Here is a 15,339-nt window from a genome sequence, read left to right on the forward strand (position 1 = left end):
TACGAAATCACCTATTAATAACACTTTTTACACGCTTCGAACCCTTGTGATATTGCGCTCTCTCGAGTAACTTGTCTAGCTTTATTAGGATTCATATTTCCACAATTATTAATTCTATGATATTTAGTTCCTGTTGCTGATAACCAAACCATTTCACCAACTGGTGTTTCTGAAACCACTGAATTATTATTGTAATTATTATTTCCAGATACTACATAAGTACTTGAGCTTTGTTGATTTTGTGCAGCTATCTCCGCCTCTTCCTTGGCTAATCTTTCTGCTTCTTCTTGTGCTAGTCTTTCACGTTCTTCTTGTGCCTTCTTTTCGGCCTCTTCCTTAGCTTTCTTTTCAGCTTCTTCCTTAGCAATTCTTTCTGCTTCTTCCTTCTTTTCTTGAAGAGTATTTACATCATCTTGAATATCTGTTAACTGCTTGTCTAATAAAACTATTTCACTTTCTAAGTTTTGATTTTGATTAATTAGACTGTTATACTCTTCTTGTGACATATTCCCTATGCCACCTATAAAACCAATTCCCAAGGCTATAATTAATGAAATAACTGTGCCTTTATTTTTTAAAAATAAGTTTTTAATTTTCATATTTTCCCCCTAGTTAAAACATTATCTCATAAATTTTACCATATTTCAGCAAAAAAGTCTTGTAAATCAAATAGCATTTTTTAGAATTAACTATTATTTTTTTAATTCTAAAAAGTAGCTCAAAAGGAGAGGCAGTAAAATATTTATCAAAATACTTTAATTTAGATAAAAGTTAAGTTATGTTCATTGGAGATAGTAATAATGATATTTCTATGATCAAATTTACAGGTATAGATATTGCTATAGAATTTGTACATTTAGTAAAATTATTTATATTTTTATATAATTCTTCATTATAGACCAACTTTTATGGCATATCTTTTTCAAATTGAATCTTTTGTCCCATATTAATAAAATTATGCTTCCAATTAGATAACATAGAATATCCTTAAAATCAAATGTACTTCCAAGAATAATTGAAAGTATTCTATTATTATGTAATCCCACTATCTCTAGAATATTAAATAATTGTATTACTTCAACAAATGCCGCAAAGATAAATAAATATATTGATAAAAATCTTATTTCTTTATTTATAAAACTTTTTATAAAGGTATACATTAAGATAATTACCAAAATATCTCCAATGTAGGGCCTAATAATTCTATCATTTATAAACAGTGCAATTCCGACTTCAATTAAAAATAAAATAATGAACGCTATTAAGTATTTAATATTAATTTTCATATATCCTCTTCCCCCAACTTATTAACTATTTTAACTATAATACAATTAATATACTCTTATTAATTATATCAAAAATAAACTAATATAATTTTAATATGCAATTTATTTTTTCAAATTAATTACTTTTAATCTATAATTTTACTTATAATTATTTAAATGTTATTATATAAGTGATCTATAAAAAATTAAGGGGTGGTATAAATGAATCTAAAAGATAAATATGGTGAATGGGGAATTATTCTAGGTGCTACAGAAGGAGTTGGAAAAGCTTTTTGTGAAAAAATTGCTTCTGAAGGTATGAATGTTGTTATGGTTGGTAGACGTGAAGAAATGCTAAAAGCTTTAGGTAAAGATATTTCATCTAAGTATGGTGTTGAACACTTAGTTATTAAAGCAGATTTTTCTGACTCTAATTCTGCAGATGAAATATTTGAAAAAACTAAAGATTTAGATATGGGATTTATGTCCTATGTAGCTTGCTTCCATACCTTTGGAAAACTTCAAGATACTCCTTGGGAAAAACATAAACAAATGCTAAATGTCAATATAATAACCTTTTTAAAATGCTTCTATCATTATATGGGTATTTTTTCTAAGCAAGATCGTGGTGCAATAATAAATGTATCCTCACTTACTGGAATTAGTGCATCTCCATATAACGCTCAATATGGCGCAGGAAAATCTTATATACTTAAGTTAACTGAAGCAGTTGCTTATGAAGCTTCAAAAACTAATGTTGATGTAGAAGTAATAACACTTGGCACAACAATAACTCCTAGTTTATTAAAAAACCTTCCTGGAGGTCCTGCTGGAGAAGCAGTAATGAAATCTGCATTAACCCCAGAGGCTTGTGTTGAAGAAGCTTTCGAAAACTTAGGAAAGAAATTCTCTATTATTGCAGGTGAGCATAACAAAGCTAATATTCATAATTGGAAAGCTAATCATACTGAAGATGAATTTATCTCATATATGGGATCTTTCTACGAAAGATAATTAAAAAAATAATGAAAAAGTATAATAGAGCTTATTTTCTATTATACTTTTTTTAAATTTACCTGTTTTCCGCCATAACTCCTACTAAACTATGTGGCACATAAGACTCTTCTAAATATAAAATTTCCTCATCTGTTAAATTTATATCTACAGCACTGACAGCCCCCTCAATATGATGAAGTTTTGTTGCTCCAACTACTGGCGAAGCTACTTTGCTCAATAGCCATGCTAATGATATTTCTGTCATAGACACTCCTTTTCTTTTAGATAATTCTGCTACTCTATCAATAATTATCTCATCTTGTTCCTTTGATGAATCATACTTAGATTTTGCATAATTATCCTTTTGTAAACGTTCGGACCTTTCTCCTTGATACTTAGAAAGTCTTCCCCCAGCTAATGCACTATACGGAGTTAGTGCAATATTTTCTTCTTTACAATAAGGAACCATTTCTCTTTCTTCTTCTCTGAAAATAAGATTATAATGTCCTTGTACAGAAATAAATTTTGCAAATCCCTCTTTTTCTGCCAAAGCATTTGCTTTTGCTATCTGCCATGCAAAGCAGTTAGAAATACCAATATAACGAACCTTTCCTGCCTTTACCATTCTATTTAGTCCATCCATAATTTCATACAGTGGGGTATTATAATCCCACATATGATAGATATATAAATCCACATAGTCCATTCCAAGATTCTCAAGGCTTTTATTCAACATATTTTCAATGTGCTCTTGGCCACTTATACCTTTCTCTATTTCCGCTTTTGTACGTGGCAAAAATTTTGTAGCCACAACTACATCTTCTCTTTTTGCATAATCTCGAAGTGCTCCTCCTAAATACTTTTCACTAGTTCCTCCTTGATATGCAATAGCAGTATCAAAAAAATTCACTCCTAGTTCTAAAGCTCTTTTAATAATTTTTCTAGAATCCTCTTCATTTAATGTCCATGTATGTTGACCTTTTGTAGAATCTCCAAAACCCATACAACCCATACAAATACGGGATACATTTAAATCCGAATTACCAAGCTTTATATATTTCATTAATCTTACCACCTTTCATTTATAAAATTATTATAAAAAATATTAATTAATATTAAAATTTACAAAGCTAAAGTAAAATCAATATCTTGACATTTATATAAAAATGTCAACCTATCTTATATATGGATTTTTTCCTATTTCTCCATCTTTAAATAGCTTTTCCATCCCTATACTTCTAAGCTGATTAATTAAATCTGCCATTTCTTCACATGAAGCAGGCATATCTGATAATATCCAAGATAACACCATACTACTTGATGCCATTGCATGATATTCAGTTGCAAACCGTAATGAATTTGGCATTTCATTTTTACCATAAAGCTTTTGATGCCATTTTAAATCAAATTGTTTACAATGTTCGAATATATAATTTTTCAAACAATTTTGAGTATCTATTAAACAAGCTTGCTTCATAAAATTATGATATTCCTTCATTCTTTTTAATGAAGCTAATAATGAATCATGAAAATTCATATTTTCTGATGAATTAGTACTGTATTCAGGAATTATCTTACTTAAATAAATATACTGAATTAAATCATTCTTATCTAAAAAATGATTATAAAAAGTTTGACGACTAACTCCAGTTTTAATTAAAAGCTCTTTAATAGTTATCTTTTCTAAAGATTTTATTTCACATAATTCTAGTAATCCCTCAACAAGAATTTCTTTCACACTTATAGCCATATATAAATTCCTCTTCTTTATTTATTTATTTCTATATATCTTTATAATTTAAAATTAAAAGTCCTTCTATTAAAATTTACTTATTATTACTATATATTATTTATTGCATAATTACCTATCTATGTAAAGACAATTAAAAATCAAAGAAAGAATAAAACTTACATGATTTCATTTAAAAATATTATAATTTATAGTAATATTGTATAGTAAAATTAAAGTTCTATTATTTGCTAAGGAGTGATTATAATGAGCGAACATAAACCAAATAAAACATGTCCTATATGTGGAGAAGATAATAATTGTCAAGTTGGACAAAAAGAATGTTGGTGCCATACTGTGAAATTTACAAAAGAAATTTTAGAAATGGTTCCAGAAGAAAAAAGAGGAAAATCTTGCATGTGTAGATCCTGCTTTGAAAAACTTTCTCAAAATAAATAAAAAACTCTCCTATGTAACTATTGTTACATACTTAAATTAATATTTTATATATAATTACTATTAATTTAAATTTTCGGAGGTAAAATTATGAGTTGTGGTTGTGGAACAAATACTAAAGACGGAAAAGCTATTGTTGATAGATTAAGAGAAAAAGGAAAAGCAAATTTAAAACTAACTACTCCTTATCCAATAAAATGTTCATGTGGAGAAGAATTTGTAATGGAGACTTTTGTAACTGTTTGTCCAAATTGTAAAATGACTTATGGAATTACTCCATGTTCTCAAAGTGATATTAATAACATAAAGTCAGCAGGAATTGATTATTAATTAAAAGGTATGAGTTTGTTCTCATACCTTCTTTACTTTTTACGTATATTTTTAGATTTTTTCACCTTTACCTTTTTACTTGGAGGTTGTTTCCTTATATACTTTAAATATTTAATTATATTATTATCATTTTCTAAACTATTTAATGTAATTAATATAAGTTAATTACTATATGATATTATAAAGCTGATTATAAAAAAGACAAAAGATTTAATCCATTTAATTTAAATCTTTCGTCTTTAAAATTTATAGCTATAAAATTAACTTTTTACTTTTCTAGAAACTTTTTCTTATTTCGTAGCATTTGATATCATATGACATGCTAAGCTACCTCTTATCATCATATTCCACAATATGATGATATCTCTCTTTGACATAACTCTTTATTAGACATATACTAATAATACAAGTTGGCTAAGCCAATATGTAAACATAATATCGCGGGATGGAGCAGTTGGTAGCTCGTTGGGCTCATAACCCAAAGGTCGTAGGTTCAAGTCCTGCTCCCGCAACCAAAACCTTACTCTTACTGTAAGGTTTTTTTATTATTTAAAAGCTTCTGAGTTATTTGTTAACTCTCTCAAAATTTTATTTAAATTATGTTAATTAATTGAAAGATAACAGAGCTAATTTACTCATCATATGTTATACTTTCATTTAGACATTATGAAAGAAGGTACATATTTAATGAATTATAAAACTTTTGAAAATAAATTTGATGTTAAAGAAAACATTGCTTATGCCACTGTTTTAAGGAAAGATGGAAGTGAATTAGTTTTCCTAATAGATGCTGATGATGTTGAAAGAATAAAATCTATGGGAACTTGGTTTGCTGAATGGAATAAAGACTTTAATGCTTATACAATTCAAAATATAAGCAAATCAAAAGGAACTAAACCTTTAAAACAAAGTCTTCAAACAGTTATTTTAAATACTAATCAAAAAGCTCCTGTTAAACATATTAATGAAAATATGCTAGATAACAGAAAATCTAATTTAGAAATAGTCCCAAGGGCTCAGAAAAATCATTATGAAAAAGTTGATGATAACACAATTGCTATCATCTTAACTAATAAATACGGCACTCCACATGCTAGAGCATTAATTTCTTCTGAAGATTTACACACTGTTATAACTGATGAGTTTAGCTGGGTTCAATATAAAAAGAATGGAGTTATCATGATTATTGCAAATACTCCACAAGGTAGAATTCCTTTAGATAAACTTATAATGAATCCTACTGAATCTGAAACTGTACATCACATAAACTTAAACCCCCTGGACTGTAGACGTAGCAACTTAGAAAACAAAGTAATCGAATAAATATCCTAAAGAAAGCCTAGTGATGTAACACTAAGCTTTCCTTATTTATCATATGTCAAATTTTTACAAATATTTCATTTGTTTGAGGTCCGGTTCATTCTATACTATCCTAATTTAATTATAACTTTAAACTATAAAATCAATATTTTATTTAATTCAAATTCAATTGGAAAAGCACTACCGATTAATTTATTATAAAAGTATTTTAGCAAATTCCATATTATCAAATTCATTTTCTTTTATGTACTCTAATGAATCAATTAAATAACTTTTATGATGTTCTATAGTTTTAGAAAAAACTTGGATAAATTCAACTATGCTTTCTTTAGATTCCTGTTTATTGTATATATATTTCCCAACCAAATAAAATCTAATAAATGAATATCTTGTTAAAAGCATAATATATCCATCAAATATTGATTCAGATTCAGAAAATGGAAAAATATTATTATATATGAAATTTACTAAATAATTTTCAAAAATATAGCTATTATTATTAATGAAATTTTCATTATAATCTTCAAATGCTTTTATGTATAATCCTGAATATTCACTTATTTCAACATTTTCATCAAACTTAAATCCAACTATAATTTGCTTTGTATATTCTTTAAAAGAAAAGCTATCCACATTTTTAGATACATTTAAAAACTCTAACATTTTTTTAAAAAAATCAATTTGAATAAGATAATTTAATTGATTTTTTTCATAATGATCATTAACTAAATTTATATCATATTTTTTAATAAATTTAGGTACATTACTATAATTATCTTTAAGCTCGTCCTCTAATGTATTAATGAAATCACCTAATATATAAAGCCTTTTACTTAAATTTAATTTTCTGTTTTGTATTATTTTAATACTAAGATCTCTAATTTCTTTGAAATACTTTATTGGTGACTTATTATATTTTTTAGATTTAGTATCAATCTCACTTGATACTATATGTTTTCCTAAGTTTTCTTCACTTTCTTTAAACTTAATTCCCTCTTCCTTTAACAAAAGAATTCTTGCAGCTTCAGGACAGGCTACATCAAGGGACATTTCATAATAACCATCTATTTTATTAATTATTCTAGGAAAAGATGTACAAACATTTGAAAGATATTCTTCTCCAAGCTTAGAATAAATAATGCAATAATTTTCTTCATCCAAAAAAGGACACCTTTTATCAGCTTTTAACTTTACTTTCCCATAATCTACATCATAACTTGTACAAAAATCATTGTTATGAACATTTTTTTGAAACATTCTTTTCATTTCTTTATCTTGAATTTTATAATATTGTTTGAAGGTAGCCTTATCTATATCTATATCCCAACCAACACAACAGCTATCTTTGCAGTTTCCACCTATACACTTAAATTCTTTAAAATATCCTGGGGATCTCATTTTTATATTTTCTCCCATAGTATAACTTCCTTTTCAAATAAATTACTTAAACTATTCTATTACACATTTATTTTACTACAGAATTTTAAGTTTGTCAGATATGCCTCAATTTCTAGATATAATATCAATATTATTCCTCCGAAATCAATGTATTGTCCCATTAAAAATATATTCTATATCTTCTAAAGTAAGAAATAATTCTTGCATCTTTATATGAGTAAGTTCTCATGGCCAAATATAAAATTTAACTGTTTAATTTGGTTACGATTCACTATTTATAATCCTAAATCCAATAGTACTAAAGCAAGCTATTATACTATTTTAGTTGTCCAATCCTCACAGTTCCATATTTCCGTTACAACATCTCTATAGAATTCTGGTTCGTGAGATACTAGTAAAATTGAACCTTTATATTCTTTTAATGCTCTCTTTAATTCTTCCTTTGCATCTACATCTAAATGGTTTGTAGGCTCGTCAAGGATTAATATATTTGTTTCTGTATTTAATATCTTACATAATCTTACCTTTGCTGCTTCTCCACCTGATAAAACCATTATTTTTGATTCTAATTGTTTAGTTGTTAATCCACATTTAGCAAGGGCTGCTCTTATTTCGTATTGTGTCTTACTTGGGAACTCTTGCCATACTTCTTCTATACATGTATTTGTATTTTTTTCTCTATCTTCTTGTTCAAAGTATCCTATATGTTGATAGTCTCCTAAATAAACTTCTCCACTTAAAGGCTGAATTTTTCCAAGTAAGCTTTTTAATAATGTACTTTTTCCAAGTCCATTAGCTCCAACTAAAGCTATCTTTTGTCCTCTTTCCATATAAAGATTTAAAGGTTTTGTAAGTGGTGAATCATATCCTATAACTAAGTCTTTAGTTTCAAATATAGTTTTTCCAGAAGTTCTAGCAATTTTAAAGTTAAACTCTGGTTTTGGTTTTTCTTTAGAAAGTTCTATAATCTCCATCTTGTCTAACTTCTTTTGTCTTGACTTAGCCATATTAGCAGTTGCAACATTTGCTTTATTTCTTGCAACGAAATCTTCTAATCTAGCTATTTCTTTTTGTTGCTTTTCGTAAGCTGCTTCTAATCTCTTTTTATTTTCATCGTATAATCTCTTAAATTCATAGTAATCACCAACATATCTTGTTAGCTTTCTTTCTTCAACATGATATATTAAATTAACTACTGAATTTAAAAATGGTATATCATGAGAAATTAATATAAATGCATTTTCATAATTTTGAAGATATCTCTTCAGCCATTCTATATGTTCTTCATCTAAATAGTTAGTAGGCTCATCTAGAAGTAGTATATCTGGATTTTGTAGTAATAACTTACCTAAAAGTATCTTAGTTCTTTGTCCTCCTGATAAATCATCTACATCTCTATCTAAACCTAAGTCTAAAAGACCAAGCCCCTTTGCAACTTCCTCTACCTTTGCATCTATTATGTAAAATCCATTATGATCTAAAAGATCTTGGATAACTGCTGTTCTATTTAGCATCTTTTCTAATTCTTCTGGTGTACAATCTCCCATTTTTTCATAAAGAGAATTCATCTCTGTTTCTAAATCAAAAAGATATTTAAAAGCATCTCTTAGTGAATCTCTAATGCTTTGTCCTTTTTCTAAGGCTGCATGTTGATCCATATATCCAACTCTAACATTGTTTGACCAAATAACTTTTCCCTCATCTGGCATAAGTTTATTTGTAACTATACTCATAAAAGTTGATTTCCCTTCACCATTGGCACCAATTAATCCAACGTGTTCCCCCTTTAATAATCTAAAGGACACATCTTCAAATATAGCTCTATCACCAAAGCCATGACTCATATCTTTAACTGTTAATACGCTCATTTACTAGCCTCCTGTAGTTATATCTATTTACTAAAAATTTAATTGTTTTTTCACAAAAATAAGGTATGATTAATATCATACCTTACCTATTATAAACTATAATCTAAGAAAATAAATAGATTTTTTTTAACAATTTTAGTATTCATATTCTTTAATATTTTCACAGATAGAAATACTTAAAGTTTTATCATCTATAACTTTTTTATAAGAACATAAAAAGTCATTTAGCTCTATATCATTTAAATCTACTTTTCCTTTACTAGTTAAAATAATTTTTTCTCCATCTGTTAATATATTTAAATCATTTTTATCATTCTTTATAGAATAACGATTAACTGTAGAAACCTTTATCCCATCTTTATATTTTTCTTGAAAACTTATATTTTTTCTTATTTTTTCAATGTCTCCTGCACCTGGAATAACATTACTTAATCCTAAAGATTTAATTTGTTCCTCAATTCCAGATGAATCAAATCCGTATCTTTCCATAAGCTTAGTTTGCATTTTTAAAAACTTATCTTGGGATATATTATTTTCTTCCATATATTCCATCATCTTTTTAGTGAAGTCTGACATATTTAATTTTCCAGAAGACATATCATAATATAAATTATAAATATATGATTCAAATTTATCTATATCTTTGTCATTTACTCTATTTTTTAATTCATTAAAATCTATAATTCTATCCATAATACTAATCAACTCCTATATGTTTAATAGATGTTATTAATATTATACTATTAATCCATACTTTATTCTATTGACTTAATTTAATATTAATATTTTTTAATAAAATTTTAATTAATTTGCTGTTTTTACTGCATCCCAAACATTTTCATATAACTTAAGCTTTTCTTGAGGTAAGTATTTATAAACTTCACATTTCTCCATAATATTTTGTGGCATATATGCTCCTTCATTATTTCTTACTTCCTCTGGTTGCTCTTCCATAGCTAATTTATTTGGAGTTGTATATCCTATTTCTTCTGCAATTTTGTAAGCATTATCTTTACTACTTACAAAATTTATAAACTCTTCTGCAGTTTCCTTATCATTTGCATTAAGTGGAATAGCCCAAGAATCTAACCAATAATTAGCCCCTTCTTTTGGAATTACGTATTCTAAGTTTTCATTTTCATCTGCTAAAGTTAAACCTTCTCCAGACCATATCATAGCAATAGCTACTTCTCCTGAAGTCATTAAATCTTTAACTTCATCAGCACCATATTTTAATACTAATGGTTTTTGTTCAATTAATGCGTTCTTAGCTTCCTCTAACTCTTTTTCATCAGTTGTATTTAATGAATATCCTAATTTCTTTAATGCCATTCCTATAGCATCTCTTTGGGCATCTAATACAAAGATTTGTTTCTTGTATTTTTCATTCCACATTATATCCCAGCTATCTACTGGATCAGATACTAAATCTTTATTATATATAATACCGATAGTACCATTCATATAAGGAACAGTATAATCATTATTAGGATCATATGGTTGTCCCATATCACTTTCATTCATTTCTTCTAAATTAGGGATTTTATCCTTATCTATCTTTTGAAGTAGTCCTTCTTGAATCATTCTATCAGCCATATAATCAGATACTAAAACTGCATCCCAATTAGTTTTTCCTGAAGAAACTTCTATGTACATAGTTTCCATATCATCAAAAGTTTTATAATTTACTTTTACATTATACTTATCTTCAAATTCTTCTATTATTCCATCTGCTATGTTTTCCCCATAGTTTAGCACATTTATAGTTTTCTTATCACTTTTTTGGCATCCTGCAAATAATCCAAAAGTTAAAACTAAACTACAAATTAACGCAGAAATCTTCATAGACCTTTTCATTTATAATCTTCCTTTCATTTACAATAATTATTTAACAATAATAATTATAAAGTGTATTTTATTTATTGCAAGTAAAAAATATCCATATAAATTATATATTTTATTATATCCTTTTTTATACATATTTAATATTTATATTTCTATTGAAATAAGAACGTTTGTTCGGTATAATAATCTTAATTAATTTAAGTAGGTGATTTTATGAATATAAAAGAAAAACTAAATATTCTTTCAGCAGCTGCTAAATATGATGTATCTTGTTCTTCTTCCGGATCTAAAAGAAAAAATACTAATAATGGTTTAGGGGATGCTGCTAATAGTGGTATCTGCCATAGTTTCGCAGCAGATGGAAGATGTATTTCTCTCTTAAAAATTTTATTAACTAATTACTGTATTTATAACTGCAAATATTGTATAAATGCTTCCTCTAAGGATATTCCTAGAGCTGCTTTTACCCCTGAAGAAGTTGTATATTTAACTATTAATTTTTACAAAAGAAATTATATTGAAGGGCTTTTCTTAAGCTCTGCGATTTTTAAAAATCCTAATTATACAATGGAGCTTTTGCTTTCAGTTGTTAAGAAGCTAAGATTAGAGGAAAATTTTAATGGCTATATTCACTTAAAAGCTATTCCAGGAGCAGATGAAGATTTAATTAAAGAAGCTGGGAAATTTGTTGATAGAATGAGTGTAAATATTGAACTTCCATCCTCTTCTAGCTTAAAACTTCTCGCTCCTCAAAAAACTAAAGAAAATATATTAGCTCCTATGGGAATTATTAAAAATTCAATTTTAGAAAATAAAGACTTAAAAAAGAATATAAAATCTACTCCTTTATTTGTTCCTGGGGGACAAAGTACCCAACTTATTGTAGGTGCTACTCAAGAAAGTGACTATAAGATTTTGAATTTATCAGAAAATCTATATAATAAATTTAATTTAAAAAGAGTTTATTACTCTGCTTATGTTCCTGTAGTTAAAAATGAAAAGGCTCTACCAGATATAACTCATCCACCTTTAGTTAGAGAACATAGATTATATCAGGCAGATTGGTTATTAAGGTTTTATGGGTTTAAAGCTAATGAATTGTTAAAAAATGAAAGTGAAAACTTTGATTTAAATTTTGATCCTAAAACTTCCTGGGCTCTAAATAATATATATAGCTTTCCTATGGAAATAAATAAAGTTTCCTATAATGAACTTCTTAGGATTCCAGGAGTAGGAGTTCGTTCTGCTCAAAGAATTTTAATGGCTCGAAGAGTTCACTCTCTTTCATTTGAAGATTTAAAAAAGATAGGAGTAGTTTTAAAAAGAGCTAAATATTTTATTACTTGCAAAGGAAAATACTATGGAGATGTGTCTTTTAATGATGAAAAAATTAGAACTAGATTGTTATATATGGATAAACCTAAATTAGATAATGAAAATTCTAAGCAATTATCTTTTTTTGATGATATATATACTAGTTCTAAAAGTAATATACTTCTTCCAGAACCTAAGAAGATTATACTTCCAAAAGATAAATTTACTTCTATTACTGGTGAAATATAAGGTGGTGAATCTATGTTAAAAATAATTTATGAGGATTCCTTTGAAGGTTTTTTATGTGCAATTTATTATGCTTTTTACTCTAAAGACGAAATAACTTCTATAACAACTGAGAATGATTTTGATGTTGATATGTTAACTAAAGTTGAATATGTAGAGACAGATATAGAAAAATATAAAAAAGTTAAAGATTCTATAGTTTTAAAAATTGATCCTCTTGCCCTAAATAAAATATATAAACTTTATTTATCAAATTATAAAAATAAAGGATTACTATGCTATAAATATTTAAAACTAGCCTTTAAATTAGGAACAAATATACACAAGCACTTATATATAAATGAAGTTAGAGAACTAGACTTAATAGAAAGACGTGTTTCTCTAGAAGCCCATAGATTTACTGGATTTATTCGTTTTTCACTAATAAATAATAAATTTCTATATTCTTCAATAGAGCCTGATAATAATATTCTTGAATTAATATCTCCTCATTTTAAGAGTAGATTTAGTAATGAATATTGGATTATTCATGATGTTAAAAGAAATATTGCTTCTATCTACAATAAGATTTCTTGGGGAATAATCGAAATGGATAATGATTTATATAATTCTTTTAAAAATTATAATGATGAATTTGAGGATCTTTGGAGAAATTATTTTAAATCTACTTCTATAAAAGAAAGAAGTAATTTAAAACTTCAAAAAAGATCAATGCCTAAAAGATATTGGAATAACCTAACCGAACTAAAAAATCACTAAAATTTAAAGCTATTAAATTTTAGTGATTTAGATTAAATTATATCAATAATTATTCATTTTAATTTTAATAGGGGCCCTATAGCCCCTATTAAAATTAAAGTGTTGCTATAGCTTCTATTTCTATTAAACAATCCTTAGGAAGTCTTGCAACTTCTACACAACTTCTTGCTGGAGTATTTTCAGTAAAATACTGTCCATAAACTTCATTTACTTTTGCAAAGTCATTCATATCCTTAATAAATACCACTACTTTAACTACCTTATCTAGACTAGTGCCAGCTTCTTCTAAAATAGCTTTAACATTTTCTAAAGATTGCTTGGTAGCAGCCTTTATTTCTATTGCAATTTCTCCCGTTACTGGATTGACTGGAATTTGACCTGAAGTAAATACCATATCTCCTATTTTAATTCCTTGAGAATAAGGTCCTATTGCTGCTGGAGCATTAGGAGTTGAAATAATTTCTTTTTGCATATAATATACACCCTTTCTTTTATGTATTTTTTTATTGGATTTTATTTAAAATATTCATATCCATTTTTTACTAATAAAACTATACACTGTTTCAAAGAAAACTTCAACATAAAATAAATCAATATATTTTTCTTATAGTAATTTATTTTATTTTTTTATATTAGTTTAATATTTTTTTAATAAAAACTTTAATAATTTATTAATAAGTGATAAAATAATATTAAAATTCTGAGGGAGGTAGTATTTATGAATAAAGATGTTAAAATTGATTGGGATAATCTTGGTTTTAACTATATTAAAACTGATTACAGATATATATCAGTTTGGAAAGATGGAAAATGGGACGAAGGTATACTAACTGAAGATAATATGTTAACTATAAGTGAAGCTTCAACAGCCCTACATTATGGTCAACAATGCTTTGAAGGATTAAAAGCTTATAGAAGAAAAGACGGTAAAGTTCAATTATTTAGAGTAAATAGAAATGCTAAAAGAATGAATGATAGCACTAAGAAATTACTTATGCCAGAAATACCAGAGGAAAAATTTATAGATGCTTGTATGCAAGTTGTAAAAGCTAATGAACATTATGTTCCACCATATGGTACTGGTGCTACATTATATTTAAGACCTTTTATGATAGGTGTTGGAAATAATATTGGTGTTAAACCTGCACCTGAATACATATTTTGCGTGTTTGCTGTACCTGTAGGTCCATACTTTAAGGAAGGTTTATCACCATGTAACTTTATGATAGCAGACTATGATAGAGCTGCTCCACAAGGAACAGGTGGCCAAAAAGTAGGTGGAAACTATGCTGCTTCATTACATCCACATTTAATTGCTGCTGAAAGAGGTTTTGCTGATTGTATCTATCTAGATCCTGCAACCCATTCAAAAATTGAAGAAGTTGGTGCTGCAAATTTCTTTGGTATAACTAAGAATAATGAATTTGTTACTCCAAAATCACCATCAATTCTTCCAAGTATAACTAAATACTCCCTAATGGATATTGCTAGAGATTATTTAAATATGCCTGTATATGAAAGAGATGTTTATGTAGATAATCTAGATGAGTTTAAAGAAGCTGGTGCTTGTGGTACTGCTGCTGTTATAACTCCTATTGGTGGCATAGAATATAATGATAAACTTCATGTATTTTATAGCGAAAAGGAAGTTGGCCCTGTTATAAAAGAACTTTATAGAATACTTTGTGGAATTCAATTTGGTGATGTTGAAGCACCAGAGGGTTGGATATTTGAAGTAAAATAATTATAATTCATTATTTTTAACATTTTAAGATATTATAAAAAATGATGTATCACATAGTGATGATACATC

Annotated in this window: 17 protein-coding genes and 1 tRNA gene; 9 read left to right on the forward strand and 9 right to left on the reverse strand. The window is 27.1% G+C overall.

The genetic code is table 11. The features are described from left to right. Window positions 1–14 precede the first annotated feature (14 nt). Window positions 15–599 (reverse strand): hypothetical protein, encoded by a 585-nt coding sequence (locus ACQPUY_RS02040; RefSeq protein ID WP_430839238.1) that lies wholly within the window; start codon window positions 597–599, stop codon window positions 15–17. Window positions 600–778: 179 nt separating this feature from the next. On the opposite strand from ACQPUY_RS02040, the gene ACQPUY_RS02045 reads away from it, so the two are divergent. Beyond that, window positions 779–898 (forward strand): hypothetical protein, encoded by a 120-nt coding sequence (locus tag ACQPUY_RS02045; protein WP_430839239.1) that lies wholly within the window; start codon window positions 779–781, stop codon window positions 896–898. On the opposite strand, the gene ACQPUY_RS02050 is transcribed toward ACQPUY_RS02045, so the two are convergent. Further along, the gene (locus ACQPUY_RS02050; RefSeq protein WP_430839241.1) at window positions 870–1,286 is read right to left on the reverse strand and encodes a DUF2809 domain-containing protein; all 417 of its coding nucleotides are present in this window, start codon (window positions 1,284–1,286) and stop codon (window positions 870–872) included. The two genes, ACQPUY_RS02045 and ACQPUY_RS02050, sit on opposite strands and share 29 nt — an antisense overlap. 201 nt (window positions 1,287–1,487) lie before the next feature. Between ACQPUY_RS02050 and ACQPUY_RS02055 the strand changes: the two genes are divergently transcribed. Beyond that, window positions 1,488–2,279 carry a 7beta-hydroxysteroid dehydrogenase gene (locus tag ACQPUY_RS02055; protein WP_430839243.1) on the forward strand — a complete coding sequence of 264 codons (792 nt, stop codon included), beginning with the start codon at window positions 1,488–1,490 and terminating at the stop codon, window positions 2,277–2,279. Between the two features lie 58 nt (window positions 2,280–2,337). Here the strand turns inward: ACQPUY_RS02055 and ACQPUY_RS02060 are convergent, their stop codons facing one another. Together ACQPUY_RS02060 and ACQPUY_RS02065 are read right to left on the reverse strand one after the other, a co-directional pair. After that, window positions 2,338–3,324 carry an aldo/keto reductase gene (locus ACQPUY_RS02060; RefSeq protein WP_430839244.1) on the reverse strand — a complete coding sequence of 329 codons (987 nt, stop codon included), beginning with the start codon at window positions 3,322–3,324 and terminating at the stop codon, window positions 2,338–2,340. 111 nt (window positions 3,325–3,435) lie between these two features. Next, window positions 3,436–4,011 (reverse strand): TetR/AcrR family transcriptional regulator C-terminal domain-containing protein, encoded by a 576-nt coding sequence (locus tag ACQPUY_RS02065; protein ID WP_430839246.1) that lies wholly within the window; start codon window positions 4,009–4,011, stop codon window positions 3,436–3,438. 246 nt (window positions 4,012–4,257) lie between these two features. Here ACQPUY_RS02065 and ACQPUY_RS02070 point away from each other — a divergent pair, with 246 nt between their 5' ends. The 4 genes from ACQPUY_RS02070 to ACQPUY_RS02085 all read left to right on the forward strand — a co-directional run bounded on the left by ACQPUY_RS02070 (window position 4,258) and on the right by ACQPUY_RS02085 (window position 6,099). Continuing rightward, the gene (locus tag ACQPUY_RS02070) at window positions 4,258–4,449 is read left to right on the forward strand and encodes a cysteine-rich CWC family protein (protein WP_430839247.1); all 192 of its coding nucleotides are present in this window, start codon (window positions 4,258–4,260) and stop codon (window positions 4,447–4,449) included. Window positions 4,450–4,536: 87 nt separating this feature from the next. Beyond that, window positions 4,537–4,776 carry a hypothetical protein gene (locus tag ACQPUY_RS02075; protein WP_430839248.1) on the forward strand — a complete coding sequence of 80 codons (240 nt, stop codon included), beginning with the start codon at window positions 4,537–4,539 and terminating at the stop codon, window positions 4,774–4,776. A 439-nt stretch (window positions 4,777–5,215) separates the two neighbouring features. After that, a tRNA-Met gene (locus ACQPUY_RS02080) sits at window positions 5,216–5,291 on the forward strand. A 172-nt stretch (window positions 5,292–5,463) separates the two neighbouring features. Beyond that, a complete protein-coding gene (locus tag ACQPUY_RS02085) occupies window positions 5,464–6,099 on the forward strand; it encodes a hypothetical protein (protein WP_430839250.1) in 636 nt (211 codons plus the stop codon). A gap of 192 nt (window positions 6,100–6,291) precedes the next feature. Here the strand turns inward: ACQPUY_RS02085 and fliB are convergent, their stop codons facing one another. From fliB to ACQPUY_RS02105, 4 genes are all read right to left on the reverse strand, one after another. Then, a complete protein-coding gene (gene fliB / locus ACQPUY_RS02090) occupies window positions 6,292–7,512 on the reverse strand; it encodes a flagellin lysine-N-methylase (protein ID WP_430839251.1) in 1,221 nt (406 codons plus the stop codon). Between the two features lie 293 nt (window positions 7,513–7,805). Then, window positions 7,806–9,362: an ABC-F family ATP-binding cassette domain-containing protein gene (locus ACQPUY_RS02095; protein WP_430839252.1), complete on the reverse strand. Its 1,557-nt coding sequence runs from the start codon at window positions 9,360–9,362 to the stop codon at window positions 7,806–7,808. Window positions 9,363–9,497: 135 nt separating this feature from the next. After that, entirely contained in the window at window positions 9,498–10,055 is a 558-nt protein-coding gene (locus ACQPUY_RS02100; RefSeq protein ID WP_430839253.1) for a DUF3867 domain-containing protein, read from the reverse strand. A 111-nt stretch (window positions 10,056–10,166) separates the two neighbouring features. Beyond that, window positions 10,167–11,219, reverse strand: coding sequence for an ABC transporter substrate-binding protein (locus ACQPUY_RS02105; RefSeq protein WP_430839255.1), 1,053 nt, complete (start codon window positions 11,217–11,219; stop codon window positions 10,167–10,169). 201 nt (window positions 11,220–11,420) lie between these two features. Between ACQPUY_RS02105 and ACQPUY_RS02110 the strand changes: the two genes are divergently transcribed. Both ACQPUY_RS02110 and ACQPUY_RS02115 read left to right on the forward strand, forming a co-directional pair. Continuing rightward, window positions 11,421–12,770 (forward strand): putative DNA modification/repair radical SAM protein, encoded by a 1,350-nt coding sequence (locus ACQPUY_RS02110; RefSeq protein ID WP_430839257.1) that lies wholly within the window; start codon window positions 11,421–11,423, stop codon window positions 12,768–12,770. Between the two features lie 12 nt (window positions 12,771–12,782). Continuing rightward, window positions 12,783–13,526, forward strand: a complete 744-nt coding sequence (locus tag ACQPUY_RS02115; RefSeq protein WP_430839259.1) for a TIGR03915 family putative DNA repair protein — start codon at window positions 12,783–12,785, stop codon at window positions 13,524–13,526. A gap of 94 nt (window positions 13,527–13,620) precedes the next feature. Here the strand turns inward: ACQPUY_RS02115 and ACQPUY_RS02120 are convergent, their stop codons facing one another. Then, window positions 13,621–13,998 carry a RidA family protein gene (locus ACQPUY_RS02120; protein ID WP_430839261.1) on the reverse strand — a complete coding sequence of 126 codons (378 nt, stop codon included), beginning with the start codon at window positions 13,996–13,998 and terminating at the stop codon, window positions 13,621–13,623. A 246-nt stretch (window positions 13,999–14,244) separates the two neighbouring features. Between ACQPUY_RS02120 and ACQPUY_RS02125 the strand changes: the two genes are divergently transcribed. After that, window positions 14,245–15,270: a branched-chain amino acid aminotransferase gene (locus ACQPUY_RS02125; protein WP_430839263.1), complete on the forward strand. Its 1,026-nt coding sequence runs from the start codon at window positions 14,245–14,247 to the stop codon at window positions 15,268–15,270. Window positions 15,271–15,339 lie beyond the last annotated feature (69 nt).

Source organism: Clostridium nigeriense (assembly GCF_050585245.1).
GTDB lineage: Bacteria > Bacillota > Clostridia > Clostridiales > Clostridiaceae > Clostridium > Clostridium nigeriense_A.